The organism is Simplicispira suum (assembly GCF_003008595.1).
Classification (GTDB): Bacteria; Pseudomonadota; Gammaproteobacteria; order Burkholderiales; family Burkholderiaceae_C; genus Simplicispira; species Simplicispira suum.
The window spans coordinates 3443314-3458370 of the sequence record NZ_CP027669.1 but is presented as its reverse complement, the minus strand read 5'-3'; the positions used below and the strand labels follow the sequence as shown (position 1 = coordinate 3458370).

Genomic DNA, 15057 nt, shown 5'->3' with positions numbered 1-15057 from the left:
GGGCGGGCTCTGATGGCCTTCCCTTTGCGAGACAACGCGATCTCCTTGCATAGTGTTAACAGGCCCTAATAATCCATGACCGCTGCACAAGCCCCTGCCGAGGCGGCACCGCTGATGCCGCCTGCACCCCCCGCAGCGCCTGCACCGCCGGCGATGCAAGCTGCGGCGCATCCGCCCTTGCACGGCGTGACGCTGCTGCTGGGCACACTGGCGCTCTCGCTTGCCACGTTCATGAACGTGCTCGATTCGTCGATTGCCAACGTCTCCATCCCCGCCATTGCCGGCGACCTGGGCGTCAGCCCGGCGCAGGGCACCTGGGTAATCACGAGCTTTGGCGTCGCCAACGCCATTTCGGTGCCGCTCACCGGTTGGCTGACGCAGCGCTTTGGCGCCGTGCGCCTGTTCACACTGAGCATTTTGCTGTTCGTGCTGACCTCGTGGCTGTGCGGCTTTGCATCGTCGCTGGAGATGCTCGTGGTGTTTCGCGTGCTTCAGGGCCTGGTGGCCGGGCCGATGATTCCGCTCTCGCAAACCCTGCTGCTGGCGAGCTACCCGCGCGCTCGGGCCGGAATGGCGCTGGCGCTCTGGGGCGTGACCACGCTGGTGGCGCCGGTGGTGGGGCCACTGCTGGGCGGCTGGATCACCGACAACATCTCATGGCCGTGGATTTTCTATATCAACGTCCCCGTCGGCCTGATCGCTGCGGGAGTGACATGGAGCATTTACCGGCACCGAGAAACACCACGAAGAAAACTTCCCATCGACACGCTGGGGCTCTCCTTGCTCGTGATCTGGGTCGGCTGCGCGCAGCTCATGCTCGACAAAGGCAAAGAGCTGGACTGGTTTTCTTCTCCGTTGATCCTGGCGCTGGCTGCCATCGCGGTGATTGCCCTCGCCGTGTTTCTGGTATGGGAGCTGACCGACGACCACCCGGTCGTCGACCTCACCCTGTTTCGCGAACGCAACTTTGCTTTTGGTGTGCTGTCCTTGTCGGTGGCCTACGCACTATTTTTCGGCAACGTGGTGCTGCTGCCGCTGTGGCTGCAGCAGTTCATGGGTTACACAGCCACCAATGCCGGCATGGCACTGGCGCCGGTGGGCATTTTTGCCATCGTTCTTACGCCGCTGGTCGGCCGCAAGGTGAGCGAGTGGGATCCGCGCCGCATGGCGACCGGGGCCTTCGTGGTGTTTGCGCTGGTGCTGTGGATGCGCTCGCAGTTCACAACGGACACGGATTTTTGGCACATTCTGGTGCCTACCGTCATTCAGGGCGCTGCCATGGCGTTCTTCTTTATCCCGCTCACCACCATCACGCTGGCCGATTTGCCGCCCGAGCGCATTCCAGCGGCCGCTGGCCTGAGCAATTTCGTGCGCATCATGGCAGGCGCCATGGGTGTATCGATCACCACCACGCTGTGGGACAGCCGCGCAGCCCTGCACCACGCCCACCTGACCGAAGGCCTGGTGCAAGGCCAGGGCGTGTTTGGCCAGACCCTGCAGCAGCTCACTGCCACTGGCATGACGCAGACCCAGGCACTGGCGCTGATCAACCGCCTGATTGATCAGCAGGCCTTCACCCGTGCCGCCGACGACGTGTTTCTCGCCTCTGCAGGCCTGTTTTTGGTGCTGATTGCGCTGATCTGGCTGACGCGGCGGCCCGGCAGTGGGGGCAGCGCGGGCGCTGCGGCAGGCGCGCATTGACGAGGAAAATCCTGGGGACAGATTCCGGCATTCCCATTCGGCAGAACCGAATCAGGTCAGCTGTCGTCTCTACCTCTTCGCAGCCCCATGCGCCCGCACCAGTGCCGCAAATTCCTGGGCAGGAACAGGACGGCTCAGCAGGTAGCCTTGCCACGCATGGCAATGGTGGCGCTCCAGAAAGGCCTGCTGCTCCTGGGTTTCCACCCCTTCGGCCACCACCTGCAGGCCCAGGCTGCTGCCCAGCGCAAGAATGGTGCGAACGATGGAAGCATCGTTGGGATCGGTCAAAACGTCGCGCACGAAACTCTGATCAATCTTGAGCTGGTCCAGCGGCAAACGCTTCAGGTAGGACAGGCTGGAATAACCCGTGCCGAAATCATCGAGTGAGAAGCCCACGCCATACGATTTCAACTCGCTCATGCGGGCCACGCAATCGTCCACATCGTGCAGCAGCAGGCCTTCGGTCAGCTCCAGTTTCAGTCGGCGCGCCGCCGCCCCGGTGCTGGCCAGCGTAGCAAGCACCTGCTGCACAAATCCCATCTGGCGAAACTGGCGTGGGCTGACGTTGACGGCCAGGCTGAGTTCGGCCAGTTGGGGATCGTCGGCCCATTGCGCCAGCTGCCTGCAGGCGGCTTCGAGCACCCACTGCCCCAGCGGAAGAATCAGGCCGGTTTCTTCGGCCATGGGAATAAAGCTTGCGGGCGATACAAAACCGCGCTGCGGATGGTGCCAACGCAGCAGCGCTTCGGCAGCAATGATGCGCCCATGGTCCACCTGGGGCTGGTAGTAAAGCTCGAACTGGTCGAGCGCCAGACCGGCACGCATATCCACCTCCAGCGCAGCGCGTTCGCTGGCCTGGGCGTGCATGCTGGGATCGTAGAAACACAAGGTGTCGCGGCCGGCAGCCTTGGCCTGGTACATGGCCAGATCCACGCGCTGCAGCAGTGCGTCCACACTGTCTTCATTGGCGCTGAATACGGTCACACCCATGCTCAGCGTGCTGTGGTGCGACTCGCCGTCCATTACATAAGGTTCGCGCAGCGACGCCAGAATTTTTTGACCGATCTCATCGCAATGCCTGCGGGCTGCCTCCATGCTGTCACCGACGTTTTCGAGCAGCACGGCAAATTCGTCACCGCCTGGGCGGGCCACGGTGTCGTCAGACCGCACACAGGCAAGCAATCGCTCGGCCACCAGCTTGAGCAGTTGGTCACCGCGCTCGTGTCCGCGTGTGTCGTTGAGCGCCTTGAAGTTGTCCAGATCAAGCATCAGCAGCGCGCAGTGCGAGGGCGGCTTGCAGTGTTTGAGGCTTTGCTCCAGGCGGTTGACCAGCAAGCGGCGATTGGGCAGCGCGGTCAGGAGGTCGTAATAGGCCAGGGTCCGAATCTCTTGCTCTGCGGCTTTGCGCTGCGACAGATCGACAAAGGTCACAAGCAGCTGCGTGCCTACCCAGACACCGGCAATTTCCATGGTGCGCGATTGCTGATCGGCGCCGACCACGGTGAATTCCCCGCTGGGGATAGCCGCGCCTTCGTGGTACGCCTTGCGCGTGGCAAGGTGCCAGTCTTCTTGAAGCCGCGCCCGGTACTCGGCATCCGGATAGGCCTTTTGCCACCACGTCTGCCCGTCCGGCAGATCGCTCTCGCTGTATCCGGTCAGTTCGGTGAACCGCTGGTTGCAAAGCGTGACAGCCCCGTCGCGCTCGAGCAGCAACACACCCACTGGCAATTGCTGCAGCAAGGCACGCAAACGCGATTCATTGCGGCGCAGGGCCTCTTCCATGGCATGGCGGGCGGTTATGTCGTGCAGCACCACGATGGCGTGGGTGGCAGCGCCTTCGCCGTGCTCGGGCCGCATCGCGGAGATCGTGCGGGCCACCCAGCGTGGTTGCGGTGCGGCGGTGCCGGCAGCAGCGTCGCGGGGCGCCGCAAGCGGCAGCTCCATGGAAAACTCTCCGCCTTGCATGCGGCGCAATTCCTGCATTTGCGCCTGCGCGCGCTCGGCATCCGCGCCCGGCTGAAACAACTCGCTGAGCGCACGGCCGCGCAACGCAGTTCTGTCACTGCCCACAATGGCGCAAAAGCGCTGGTTGATTTCAGTCAACTGCTCTGTTTCGGCATCGACCAGAGCGACACCCACAGCAGCCTGGTTGAACAGCGCCAGAAAACGCCCTTCGCTGCTGATGAGCGCGGCGGCGGAGTGGCGGGCCCGCAGCAGTGCAATGCGTCGCTGCTGCGACAACAGGCTGAATACGGTGCCCAACAACAAAACGAGCGCAGCGCCCACCAGGGCGCTGTTCAAGGGAAGGCGTGTCTCAGGGGGACTCAAAAAGCGCTCGGTGGGACGAAAATCAAGGCGCCAAAGGCGGTTGTGCACCACCAGTTCACGCTGCGCCGGTCGCAGGTGGTCCAACGCACGTCCATGGCCACCGTGAAAAAACATCCCCGCCTCACCGGCGCCCGACTTCCCACCCCGCGTGCCCAGGTCGTGCAGTTCGATGTCCATATCCTCGTTGCCGGATTTCGACTCGATCGCTTGCATCAGCTCGCGCACATTCACCGTCATCGCCACCGCACCCAGAAAATTCCGTCCAGCCGCTGGATCTCCCTCGGCGCGCATGGCGTCAAACACCGGCACACGTATGACGATTCCGGGGCCGGGGTGTGCAAGCGTCTCCTGCAGCAAGGTGAAAGGCGCCGACATGACGACCTGGCCGGTATCGCGCGCGTAGTGCATGGCCTCCAGATTGGCGGGTTGGGAGCTGATATCAAAGCCCAGCAAGGCTTCATTGCCCTGCAGCGGCCACAGAAAATCGGCGACAAAGTACTCGCTGCGCGGCGCCGATGGATGAATGGCAAAGCCTGGATTCCCGTCGGCCCACAGGGAGCGGTCCGCCCGAACCTGCTGCTCAAACGCCTCGCGATCTGCCTGGGCCACCCGGCGCGTGAAGGAGAGATTGACCAAACCGGGCGTGCGCGAGCCAGCGGCAAGCTCCTCTGCCACGCGCTGAAACTGTGCTCGCGTCAGCGCGGGATTGGCGACAAACAGACCTCGCAACCCATACACCACCTCGGTGTCGTTGGCCAGGCGCTGCTGCAGCGCCTGATAGATCTGCGTGGCCTGTTGCTCAAAGCGCGCCTGTTCGATGGCGGTGAGCCGCGCGTCCTGCTCGCGGTACAGCACAACGCTGGCGAGCAAACCAAGCAGGGCCACCAACGCCGCGTGGAGCCAACGCGACGAAGGGACAGCAGGCAGGGATGTGGACATGAGAGGCCCTGATCGTACCCTTGTGCGCACGCTTCATGAACGATTGCCTACTGGACTGGTCGCGCCTGTTTCACGGGGAATGACCGCTCTCGTCGAGATAGCAAAGCACGAAGCGCAGTTGCGCCTGGAAACGGGGAAACCTGACCACATCGAGAGCCTTGGACCTACGTTCCAAACATCTGTCAGGGACCAATATGGCGACTCATCACGCAGCCCCAAAAGGAAAAATCCATGTCCATCTCGCTCATTCTCTTAATCGTCCTGATCCTGATTCTGGTTGGCGCTCTGCCAACCTGGGGCCACAGCCGCTCCTGGGGATATGGCCCCAGCGGCGGCATCGGTCTGGTGGTGCTGATCCTGGTGGTGCTGCTCCTCATGGGCAGGATCTGACCGGTTCATTCGCTGTCAGCAAAGCAGACAGAGGCTGATCGGCGGCCCAAGCGCGGCGGCCCCCATCAGGGACGCCGCGCTTTTGCCCCTACGCCGAACGCGGGGGACGCTCCGCTCGCGCAAACGCGCCGGTCAGGGCTGACAGCTCTTTCTGATCGACCCGGCCATCGCCGTTCCCCCTTGCATCCAAGAGTCCCAGCAAAACCTGGGACAAAGCGTCGCCGGTGCGGTCACTCGCCGCGCGCGCCAGGCCTTTTTGGAATTCCTCTTGCGAGATGCTGCCGTTTTGATCGATGTCGAAGCTGCTTGCCAATTGCTGGGTTTGCTGCTCGGTTGCACCAAAGCCCACCAGCAGAGCCTGGAAATCCTGCCGCGACACCGTGCCCTGCCCCTCCACGCCCGACGGCGATTGGGCCGATCGCCCCACGCGCCGCGTAAGCGCGCTGGCCGATTCTGCCCCGAGCGCCCCCTGGCCCGCCAATCCCCGTGCCTCGGGACTCCAGCGCACCAGAGCCGCCGGCCCGGCATCAGCCGCCTCCCCGTTGCGCTGCGGCGCCGCCGCCGCCTTGCCCGTGCCGCTCTGCGAGGCGTTGAATAGCAAGGACGCCAGGGATGCCAGTCCGGAAATGAGGGGGGTCATGCAATGAACTCCTGATGGCAGAAAGCCAATGGCTGCGGCCAAACCGCCGCAGTTCAGACCTTAGTCGCCTGGGCGCACCGTGGTGCCCGAATAAGCGGGCCCCTTGCTGGTCGATTCTCGGCGTCGGTGCATCTGCACAGAGAAAATTCCAAGGAAATTGGCTTCTAGCGCTTATCTGACATGCCTTTAACGCTCTCTTTTATATAGCATTCGATGGCAATAGATGTTCTTGTTTTGCCGCCACCGCGCTGCGCACGAACTCCCAGGTGGCCTGCATGCGCGAGACATGCTTGTTTTCTTCGGGCATTGACATCCAGAAGGTGCGTACAAAGTGCGCGGCACTGGGTAGTACGCGGCGCAAGCTGGGGTCCTGCGCCGCAACAAACGCCGGCAGAACCCCCAGCCCCGCTCCGGCACGCACGGCCTCGTACTGGGCCAATACACTGGTGCTGCGCAGCGAAAAATGCGCCGGGCGGTGCAGTTCGTCGAGGATTTGCAGCTCCTTGGTGAACAGCAGATCGTCCACATAGCTGACAAAGCTGTGCCCCGCCAGATCGGCCGGGCTGCGAATGGGCGGGTGTGCCGCCAGGTAGTCGGGTGCGCCGTAGAGCTGCAGCACGTAATCGGTCAGCTTGACCACCAGCACCGCGCCGCGCGCCGGGCGCTCCAGCGAAATCACAATATCGGCTTCGCGGCGCGACAAGTGCACCAGGCGCGGCAAAGCCAGCAAGTCAATCACCAGACCGGGGTGCTCCGACGCAAACTGCGCCAGCTGCGGCGCCAGCACCAGGTTGCCAAAGCCTTCGGTGGCGCCAATGCGCACCGCGCCGTGCAAGCCCTGGCGTACGCCGGGCGCGGCGTGCTCCACCGCCAGAAACGCCGCCTCCATGCCTTCGACCTGAGGCAGCAGGCCGCGTCCGGCCTCGCTGAGCCGGTGCCCGGCCGCTTCGCGCGCAAACAGCGGCGCGCCCACCTGCTTTTCCAGCGCCTGAATGCGCCGCGCCACTGTTGTGTGGTCCACCCCCAGCCGGCGCGCGGCACCTACCAGCGTACCGGCGCGCGCCAGCTCCAGAAAATAGCGCAGGTTGTCCCAGTCCATCGATGTCGGGCCTCTTTATGTGTTCGCTACGGATGAGATGTGCGTTTTTGCAAACTCCGTGCGCATGATTGTCTATTGTGCTGACAATTCTGCACAGCTACCATGCCAGGGTTCTCTGCACTGTTGCCAGTGCCGCCACCCTGCCCTCTTTACTGGAGACTTCCCATGAACGCACCCACGCCCGTCGCCGCCCTCGCCCCCACCGTCAAACTGCTGATCGGTGGCAAGTTTGTTGAGTCCAAAACCAAAGAGTGGCGCGATGTGGTGAACCCGGCCACGCAGGAGGTGCTGGCGCGCGTACCGTTTGCCACCCAGGACGAAATCGAGGCCGCCATCGCCTCGGGCAAGGAAGCCTTCAAGACCTGGAAGAAAACCGCCATTGGCACCCGCGCGCGCATCTTCCTCAAGTACCAGCAACTGATCCGCGAAAACATGGCCGAACTGGCCGCGCTGCTCACCGCCGAGCAAGGCAAGACCCTGCCAGACGCCGAGGGCGATGTGTTCCGTGGCCTCGAAGTGGTCGAGCACGCCGCCAGCATTGGCAACCTGCAGCTGGGCGAGCTGGCCAACAACGTGGCCGGTGGCGTCGACACCTACACGCTGCTGCAACCGCTGGGCGTGTGCGCCGGCATCACCCCATTCAACTTCCCGGCCATGATTCCGCTGTGGATGTTCCCCATGGCGATTGCCACCGGCAATACCTTCGTGCTCAAGCCTTCCGAGCAAGACCCCATGGTCACCATGCGCCTGGTGGAGCTGGCGCTGGAAGCCGGCATTCCGCCCGGCGTGCTCAACGTGGTGCACGGCGGAGAAATGGCGGTGAACGCGCTGTGCGACCACCCGGACATCAAGGCCGTCTCCTTCGTCGGCTCGACCAAGGTCGGCACGCATGTGTACAACCGCGCCACCCTGGCCGGCAAGCGCGCGCAATGCATGATGGGCGCGAAGAACCACGCCATCATCCTGCCCGACGCGAACAAAGACCAGACCCTGAACGCCTTGGCAGGCGCGGCGTTTGGCGCCGCTGGCCAGCGCTGCATGGCGCTGTCGGTGGTCGTGCTGGTGGGCGAAGCGCAGAAGTGGATTCCCGAGCTCGTCGAGAAGACCAAGACGCTCAAGGTCAACGCGGGTACCGAAGCCGGCACCGACGTCGGCCCGCTGATCTCCTGCGCCGCGCTCTCGCGCGTGGAAGGCCTGATCGAGCGCGGCATTGCCGAGGGCGCCAAGCTCGAACTCGACGGCCGCAAGCCCACCGTGGCGGGCTTCGAGAAAGGCAACTTCGTCGGCCCGACCATCTTCTCGGGCGTCAAACCCGGCATGGCCATTTACGACCAGGAAGTATTCGGCCCGGTGCTGGCCATCGTCGCCGCCGACGACCTGGACCAAGCCATCGAATTCATCAACGCCAACCCCAACGGCAACGGCACCGCCATCTTCACGCAGTCGGGCGCTGCGGCACGCAAGTTCCAGGAAGACATCGACGTCGGCCAGGTCGGCATCAACCTGCCGATCCCGGTGCCAGTCCCGCTGTTCTCGTTCACCGGTTCGCGCGCTTCCAAATTGGGCGACCTGGGCCCCTACGGCAAGCAAGTGGTGATGTTCTACACGCAGACCAAGACCGTGACGGCGCGCTGGTTTGATGACAGCACGACTTCGCACGGCGTGAACACCACGATTTCGTTGAAGTGAGGAGCGGTGCAGGCACGCGCCGCAGCGTTGCGCACCGCGCGGCACAGGCAACGGGGTCAGATCACGATTTCGCCCTGCGAAACTCGTGCTCTGACCCCGCTGCCGAACTATGGGGCGCAGTCTCTGCTACCTCGCTGACGCCTGGCACGCAGGGTATCGGTTAAAACCGCTGCTAGCGCTTATTCAGTAAGCGCTGGCAGCTATCAAAACAAAAGCAAACCTACTGGGAGACCCGCTGATGGACTTTGAACTCAACGAAGACCAGCGCGCCTTTGCACAGACTGCGCGCGACTTCGCGGTGGCCGAGCTGGCGCCGCACGCGGCCGAGTGGGATGCGCAGGCCATCTTCCCCAAAGAGACGATTGCCAAAGCCGGCGAGCTGGGTTTTTGCGGGCTGTACGCGCCCGAATCGATTGGTGGCCTGGCGCTGCCCCGGCTCGATGCCACGCTGGTGTTCGAGGAAATGGCGGCGTTTGACCCGTCCACCACCGCCTTCATCACCATCCACAACATGGCGACCTGGATGCTCGGCACCTGGGGAACCGAAGCGGTGCGCGAGCGCTGGGGCGAGCCGCTGACCAGCGGACAAAAACTGGCCTCGTACTGCCTGACCGAGCCCGGCGCCGGGTCCGACGCCGCCTCGCTCAAAACCCGCGCCGACCGAACGGAAAGCGGTTACCGCATCAACGGCTCCAAAGCCTTCATCTCCGGCGCCGGCGCCACCGACGTGCTGGTGCTCATGGCCCGCACCGGCGACGCTGCATCGGGCGCGCGCGGCATCAGCGCCTTTGCCGTGCCGGCCGACGCCCCCGGCGTCAGCTACGGCAAGAAGGAAGAAAAAATGGGCTGGAACAGCCAGCCCACGCGCACCATCAGTTTTGACAACGTCGAAATCCCGGCCGACCACTTGCTCGGCAGCGAAGGCGAAGGCTTCAAGATCGCCATGAAGGGGCTGGACGGCGGGCGCATCAACATCGCCACCTGCTCGATCGGCGCCGCGCAGGGCGCGTTGACGCAGGCACAAAGCTACATGCAGGAGCGCAAGCAGTTCGGCAAAGCGCTGGCGAGCTTTCAGGCGCTGCAGTTCAAGCTGGCCGACATGGCGACCGAACTCGTCGCCGCGCGGCAAATGGTGCGCCTGGCCGCCAGCAAACTCGACGCCGGCGCGCCCGACGCCAGTACCTACTGCGCCATGGCCAAGCGCTTCGCCACCGACGCCGGCTTTGCCGTCTGCAACGACGCCCTGCAACTGCACGGCGGCTACGGCTACATCCGCGAGTACCCGCTGGAACGCCTGCTGCGCGATGCCCGCGTGCACCAGATTCTGGAAGGCACGAACGAAATCATGCGCGTCATCATTGCGCGGCGCATGCTGGAGGGCGACGCTCCCGATGCGATTCGCTAGCATTTCAGTAGCTGCTAGCGCATGACCGACAAGCGATAGCGGCCTTTTTTGTCAACAATCCAACCGCTGCCGCCATGCCCGCTCGCCCTCTGGCCGACGAAACCCTGCACCTGATTGCCGCCGTGCGGGACGCGCTGGCCGAGCAGCTGGGCGCGGAAATTCCGGTAGAAGAACGCACGCTGTTTGGCAGCTGCGCCTTCATGGTGGACGGCAAGTTCTGCGTGGCCGTCAAACGCGAAGACCTGCTGGTGCGCCTGCCGCCCGACGAGCACGAAGCCACCGCCGAAACCCCTGGCCTGCGCGAAATGGACCCACGCGGCGGCATGCGCGGCTACTTCTGGGTCGAGCCCGACGCCTACGCCACCCGCGCCCAGTGGCAGCGCTGGATTGGCGGCGCCCTCGCCTTCAACCCGCAGGCCAGAGCCTCGCCGCGCCGCCGCAAGCCGCCGACGGCATCCGGCCTGGAGGCCGAGCACAAGTTCCGCCAGCATTAGTGCGCAAATTTCAAGCTTTTTTGGCCCCTAGCGCACATCCTATAAGTGCAAGCAGCTATCAAAAACAAAGCAAACCTGCCCTCAACCCTCAGTACCAACAGGAGACACCACCATGCAAATCGCATTCATCGGCCTAGGCAACATGGGCGGCCCCATGGCCCTCAACCTGCAAAAAGCCGGCCACGACGTCCGCGCCTTTGACCTCTCCAAACCCGCTTGCGAGAAGTGCGGCGAGGGCGGCCTGAAGATCGCTGCCGACGCCACCGCCGCCGTGCAGGGCGCCGAAGTCGTCATCAGCATGCTGCCCGCCAGCCAGCATGTCGAAGCCCTTTACCTGGGGCGCGACGGCCAGCCCGGACTGCTTGGGTCCATCGCCAAAGGCACGCTGGTCATTGACAGCTCGACCATTGCCGCCGCCACCAGCCAGAAAGTCGCCAAAGCCGCAGAAGCGGCCGGCATTGCCTTCATCGACGCGCCGGTATCCGGCGGCACCGGCGGCGCCATTGCCGGCACCCTCACCTTCATGGTTGGCGGCGACGCAGCCGCGCTGGAACGCGCCCGCCCCCTGCTCGAGAAAATGGGCGCCAACATCTTCCACGCCGGAGCCGTAGGCGCCGGCCAGACCGCCAAGATCTGCAACAACATGCTGCTCGGCATCCTGATGGCCGGCACCTCTGAGGCGATTGCCCTGGGCGTCGCCAACGGCCTCGACCCCAGAGTGCTGTCAGAGATCATGCGCCGAAGCTCGGGCGGCAACTGGGCACTGGAAAAATACAACCCCTTCCCCGGCGTGCACGAGAACGCCCCCGCCAGCAAAGGCTACGCGGGCGGTTTCGGGACGGACCTGATGCTGAAGGATTTGGGCTTGGCGCAGGAAAACGCCACGGCCATGAAGGCCAGCACGCCGTTGGGTGGCCTGGCGCGCTCGATTTATGCGGCGCACAGCCTGGCGGGGCATGGCGGGGAGGATTTTTCCAGCGTGATCAAGATGGTGCAGAAGAAGAACTGAACTGCTGCTGCGCGCTTGCGCGTTACAAGTTGAGACAGGCGCTGTAGGATGTGACCACATCGCAGCGCCCGCTCTCGTTTTAATCCGGGATTTTGAAGCTTACCTATCGTCTTTTCGCGTCACAGTCACGAAGCAACAAGTCACACTTACACTTTTTCTCCGCCCTGCCATAGCGCTGGCGCTGGCGCTGTCGTCCATTTCTAGTTTGACCGCATTAGGAGATCACCTTGGCAACCCATGAATCTGCTGAAGCACTTCGAGTAGAGATCGGCAAGGCCCTAGCCTTTCGTGAAAACCGACTCGAATCCCGATCCGAGTGGGGTTCCATCACGTTCGAGAAGGCTGCGCAAGACTTCAAGCGCGTCTTCGAACTCCTAGCCCACCTTAGCGTTCTTCCCTTGGAATACCTCACGGATTCCGCTGTCACTCAAATCCAATCTGAGACAAAGCAAACCTCGGAAGTCTTTGCACGCGTTGATATGTTCAATATCGAGCAAGAAACGCCTACACAAACTCGCGACAACCTAGTCAACGAGATTCATGGTCGGGCTGATCAGCTCTACACAATTGCAAGCCCCTGGATCCCATTTCTAGCCTATCAAAAGGGCGATGTCGCGAAGAACATCGACGCCTTGACAACATCAGTTGGTCAAGCTCAAACCTTGATTGAGAGTGCCAAGGCAACCATCCAGGCTCGACAATCGGAGATCGAGGGAATAATCACCCAAGCGCGCGAAGCGTCGGCTGCTGCAGGAGCTGCGGTCTTTACGCAAGACTTCAAGAACGAAGCAGTTTCCCTGGATGATCAGGCTAGAAAATGGCTGTTATTGACTGCGGGTGGGGCTGCACTCACGCTAGGTTTTGCCATCATCGTATGGTTATATCCCATAGCAGGCGACGACGTTCCAAGTATTGCGCAGCGATTTGGCGGCAAACTTGCTGCACTTGTGGTTCTTTTCACCGCGACTCTTTGGTGCGGAAAAACATACAAGGCGCTGAAACATCTATCGACGGTGAACCGTCATCGTGCGCTTAGTCTCCAGACATTCCAGGCGTTCTCAAACGCGGCTAGCGACGATCCGACGAAGGACGCAGTTCTGATGGAAGCAACGCGCGCAATCTTCGGGTCTACGGCAACGGGCTACCTCGACTCCAAAGGCGGCTCTGAATCGGACCTCAAGATCGTTGAAATTGCGAGGACACTCGGTGGGAAGGCCAGTGCTGCATAGCGGCGGAAATGCGATCTATCCATCAGTCAAGCGGGAAACCTAACGGCGCCCCATCAAGTGTTAGCCTTCGACATGCAACTGAGCCACAGAGATCAAAATCGAGAAAAAATACTCCTTGATTTTTGCAGAAAAAATCAAGGCCCAGCTATCACTGGGCGAAATAGCTATATAGCGCCAGGCGCGACCACATACCGTAGTGAGTTTTGTGATGCAGCGGCTGATTTGTTTCGGATCTACTCCAATGCAGGTGTTAAGTCGCCTCTAGGGAAACGCTGATCAATCACCGCTTCGCGCAGGCCAACATGTGATGGCTTTTGGATTTCACGATGCGATCTGATTGAAGTCTGTTTTTGTCGATTTCAAGGGCCAGAAGGCCCGGTTTTCTCCCCTATCGGGGCCGATCTCCCGTTCAAGACGCTCCTTGGGCTTGCAACGCCAGCAATCGTTTCTTGGCGATCACCAAATTGGCCAGGCCAAATAAGCTGAACATCTGCGCGCCGTTCTTGGCCAAGCCTTTGTAGCGGCTCTTCTGGTGCTTGAACAAGTTCTTCACTACATGGAACGGGTGCTCGACCCGCGCCCTGATTTGCGCCTTAACGCGCTCCAGCGCTTGCGTGAGTTCCTTGAGTGCCCCCTCGGCCATACCCTTGAGTTTGGCCCGCCCCATGGCCACGTTCCACTTGACGTCCGATTGGATGTCTCCGGCCTCCTGGGCCTTGATGATCTCTTCGCGCTTTTCCACACCCACGTAGCCCGCATCGGCAAACACTTCACTCTCTTGTCCGTGCAGCAACTCATGCGTGTGGGCCACATCGGATTCGTTGGCCGACGTGACATGCACGCTATGCACCAGGCCCGAGTCAGCATCCGCGCCGATGTGCGCCTTCATGCCGAAGTACCACTGGTTGCGCTTCTTGGTTTGGTGCATTTCGGGGTCACGCTCCTTGCGTTCGTTCTTGGTCGAACTCGGCGCATTGATGATGGTGGCGTCCACCATCGTGCCCTCGCGCATCATCAGACCGCGCTCGCTCAGGTGGGCGTTGATCTGGGAAAACATCACCTCGGTGAGCTGGTTGTCCTCCAGCCGGCGGCGAAACTTCAACACCGTTGTGGCATCGGGCGCCTCTTCGCGCCCCAGGTCAATGCCCACAAAGCTGCGGATCGCAGCGCTGTCGCTGACCGCGTCTTCCAGCGCTTCATCGGCCAAGCCGTACCACTGCTGCACAAAGTACAAGCGCAGCATGCGCTCGAGCCCAATGGGTGGGCGGCCGCGCTTGCCCGTGGGGTAGTACGGCTCAACGGCTTCGATCAACCGGGCCCACGGCACCACTTGGTTCATCTCCGCGAGAAACTTCTCGCGTCGCGTCACCCGCTTCTTCGTCTGGTGTTCGGCTGTGGCAAAGCTGATCTGCTTCATGATGTTTCGTCTCGGGTCGCCCTGTGACTATCAACGCTTCAGATCGCTTCGCCGTAGACGCACTGCGTCGAATAAATCAGCATTTCCCTAGCACGGATGGCACATCTCTTTAATGAACTTGATATTAGATCGTGTCGTGGAAACGACATGACACCAAGTGTCATTAATTACTTCTACGAAAGGCATTTATCCAAACGACTGCATGAGAAAAATTTTATCTTACTGCATAAAATCCTAAAAGAGGTCTGCCCCATCTGCGGCAAAAGAAAAGCCAACCTCAATGCGCACATCCAAGTAATGCATGGCGAAATGGCTAATGCAAGCAAGCCCTTCAGCCAACCGGACTTGCCTCCGGCAGACCGGTCACCTCCAAAGTTGGTCCTGCGCAGAAAGCTGTAGTTTCTGGTCATGGTTGTTTCACGCGCATTCAGCTTTTCAAGCGATTTTCCGTTCGGATTTTTGCGTAGCGTTGGGTTTCGCCGGCAGGCGCTTCACAGGTTTTTGGTTTATTTCGCATCTAGCACTTACGCAGTGCGCTCTAGAAGCTATGATTTTGCACGCATTACGTCGCCTCCGTGGCCCGGCGTTTTTGCACAGTTCGCGCCGGCCGTTGAGCTGTCGCACGCGGTATTTATTGCCGCGTCTAACCGGGCTGTGAAGCGGACCGACCCACAGCGAACTGCATATTTTGTTCGCTAACTTACTACTAGGGAAACG

At 61.8% G+C, this 15057-nt stretch carries 13 protein-coding genes; 9 read left to right on the top strand and 4 right to left on the bottom strand.

Going from position 1 to position 15057, the window contains the following annotated elements; all coding sequences use genetic code 11:
- Window positions 1–75: 75 nt before the first annotated feature.
- Window positions 76–1701 (top strand): DHA2 family efflux MFS transporter permease subunit, encoded by a 1626-nt coding sequence (locus tag C6571_RS16020; protein WP_106447575.1) that lies wholly within the window; start codon window positions 76–78, stop codon window positions 1699–1701.
- Between the two features lie 69 nt (window positions 1702–1770).
- Here C6571_RS16020 and C6571_RS16015 read toward each other — a convergent pair whose 3' ends face one another.
- Window positions 1771–4968, bottom strand: a complete 3198-nt coding sequence (locus tag C6571_RS16015) for a bifunctional diguanylate cyclase/phosphodiesterase (RefSeq protein WP_106447574.1) — start codon at window positions 4966–4968, stop codon at window positions 1771–1773.
- Window positions 4969–5199: 231 nt separating this feature from the next.
- Between C6571_RS16015 and C6571_RS16010 the strand changes: the two genes are divergently transcribed.
- Window positions 5200–5358 carry a DUF3309 family protein gene (locus C6571_RS16010; protein ID WP_106447573.1) on the top strand — a complete coding sequence of 53 codons (159 nt, stop codon included), beginning with the start codon at window positions 5200–5202 and terminating at the stop codon, window positions 5356–5358.
- A gap of 88 nt (window positions 5359–5446) precedes the next feature.
- Here C6571_RS16010 and C6571_RS16005 read toward each other — a convergent pair whose 3' ends face one another.
- Both C6571_RS16005 and C6571_RS16000 read right to left on the bottom strand, forming a co-directional pair.
- The gene (locus C6571_RS16005; protein WP_106447572.1) at window positions 5447–5998 is read right to left on the bottom strand and encodes an EF-hand domain-containing protein; all 552 of its coding nucleotides are present in this window, start codon (window positions 5996–5998) and stop codon (window positions 5447–5449) included.
- Window positions 5999–6197: 199 nt separating this feature from the next.
- Complete coding sequence (locus C6571_RS16000; protein ID WP_106447571.1) at window positions 6198–7097, bottom strand: LysR family transcriptional regulator; 900 nt, start codon at window positions 7095–7097, stop codon at window positions 6198–6200.
- A gap of 165 nt (window positions 7098–7262) precedes the next feature.
- Here C6571_RS16000 and C6571_RS15995 point away from each other — a divergent pair, with 165 nt between their 5' ends.
- From C6571_RS15995 to C6571_RS15975, 5 genes are all read left to right on the top strand, one after another.
- Complete coding sequence (locus C6571_RS15995) at window positions 7263–8786, top strand: CoA-acylating methylmalonate-semialdehyde dehydrogenase (protein ID WP_106447570.1); 1524 nt, start codon at window positions 7263–7265, stop codon at window positions 8784–8786.
- A 238-nt stretch (window positions 8787–9024) separates the two neighbouring features.
- A complete protein-coding gene (locus C6571_RS15990) occupies window positions 9025–10191 on the top strand; it encodes an acyl-CoA dehydrogenase family protein (protein WP_106447569.1) in 1167 nt (388 codons plus the stop codon).
- A 74-nt stretch (window positions 10192–10265) separates the two neighbouring features.
- The gene (locus C6571_RS15985) at window positions 10266–10685 is read left to right on the top strand and encodes a TfoX/Sxy family protein (protein WP_106447568.1); all 420 of its coding nucleotides are present in this window, start codon (window positions 10266–10268) and stop codon (window positions 10683–10685) included.
- 112 nt (window positions 10686–10797) lie between these two features.
- Entirely contained in the window at window positions 10798–11694 is an 897-nt protein-coding gene (gene mmsB, locus C6571_RS15980) for a 3-hydroxyisobutyrate dehydrogenase (RefSeq protein ID WP_106447567.1), read from the top strand.
- A 227-nt stretch (window positions 11695–11921) separates the two neighbouring features.
- A complete protein-coding gene (locus C6571_RS15975; protein ID WP_106447566.1) occupies window positions 11922–12923 on the top strand; it encodes a hypothetical protein in 1002 nt (333 codons plus the stop codon).
- A 409-nt stretch (window positions 12924–13332) separates the two neighbouring features.
- Here the strand turns inward: C6571_RS15975 and C6571_RS15970 are convergent, their stop codons facing one another.
- Complete coding sequence (locus C6571_RS15970) at window positions 13333–14340, bottom strand: IS5 family transposase (RefSeq protein ID WP_170094759.1); 1008 nt, start codon at window positions 14338–14340, stop codon at window positions 13333–13335.
- A 147-nt stretch (window positions 14341–14487) separates the two neighbouring features.
- Here C6571_RS15970 and C6571_RS19565 point away from each other — a divergent pair, with 147 nt between their 5' ends.
- Together C6571_RS19565 and C6571_RS20270 are read left to right on the top strand one after the other, a co-directional pair.
- On the top strand, window positions 14488–14739 hold the full coding sequence (locus C6571_RS19565) for a hypothetical protein (protein WP_146139356.1): 252 nt from the start codon (window positions 14488–14490) through the stop codon (window positions 14737–14739).
- A gap of 9 nt (window positions 14740–14748) precedes the next feature.
- Complete coding sequence (locus tag C6571_RS20270; RefSeq protein ID WP_146139355.1) at window positions 14749–15039, top strand: DUF1010 domain-containing protein; 291 nt, start codon at window positions 14749–14751, stop codon at window positions 15037–15039.
- Window positions 15040–15057: the final 18 nt, after the last annotated feature.

Excerpts from the sequence above, each read along its gene's own strand:
- C6571_RS16015 (WP_106447574.1), bottom strand. The coding sequence starts at position 4,968 with ATGTCCACATCCCTGCCTGCTGTCCCTTCGTCGCGTTGGCTCCACGCG.
- C6571_RS15995 (WP_106447570.1), top strand. The coding sequence starts at position 7,263 with ATGAACGCACCCACGCCCGTCGCCGCCCTCGCCCCCACCGTCAAACTG.
- C6571_RS15985 (WP_106447568.1), top strand. The coding sequence starts at position 10,266 with ATGCCCGCTCGCCCTCTGGCCGACGAAACCCTGCACCTGATTGCCGCC.
- C6571_RS16005 (WP_106447572.1), bottom strand. The coding sequence starts at position 5,998 with ATGACCCCCCTCATTTCCGGACTGGCATCCCTGGCGTCCTTGCTATTC.
- C6571_RS15970 (WP_170094759.1), bottom strand. The coding sequence starts at position 14,340 with ATGAAGCAGATCAGCTTTGCCACAGCCGAACACCAGACGAAGAAGCGG.
- C6571_RS15990 (WP_106447569.1), top strand. The coding sequence starts at position 9,025 with ATGGACTTTGAACTCAACGAAGACCAGCGCGCCTTTGCACAGACTGCG.
- C6571_RS19565 (WP_146139356.1), top strand. The coding sequence starts at position 14,488 with ATGACACCAAGTGTCATTAATTACTTCTACGAAAGGCATTTATCCAAA.
- C6571_RS16000 (WP_106447571.1), bottom strand. The coding sequence starts at position 7,097 with ATGGACTGGGACAACCTGCGCTATTTTCTGGAGCTGGCGCGCGCCGGT.
- C6571_RS16020 (WP_106447575.1), top strand. The coding sequence starts at position 76 with ATGACCGCTGCACAAGCCCCTGCCGAGGCGGCACCGCTGATGCCGCCT.
- mmsB (WP_106447567.1), top strand. The coding sequence starts at position 10,798 with ATGCAAATCGCATTCATCGGCCTAGGCAACATGGGCGGCCCCATGGCC.
- C6571_RS20270 (WP_146139355.1), top strand. The coding sequence starts at position 14,749 with ATGGTTGTTTCACGCGCATTCAGCTTTTCAAGCGATTTTCCGTTCGGA.
- C6571_RS16010 (WP_106447573.1), top strand. The coding sequence starts at position 5,200 with ATGTCCATCTCGCTCATTCTCTTAATCGTCCTGATCCTGATTCTGGTT.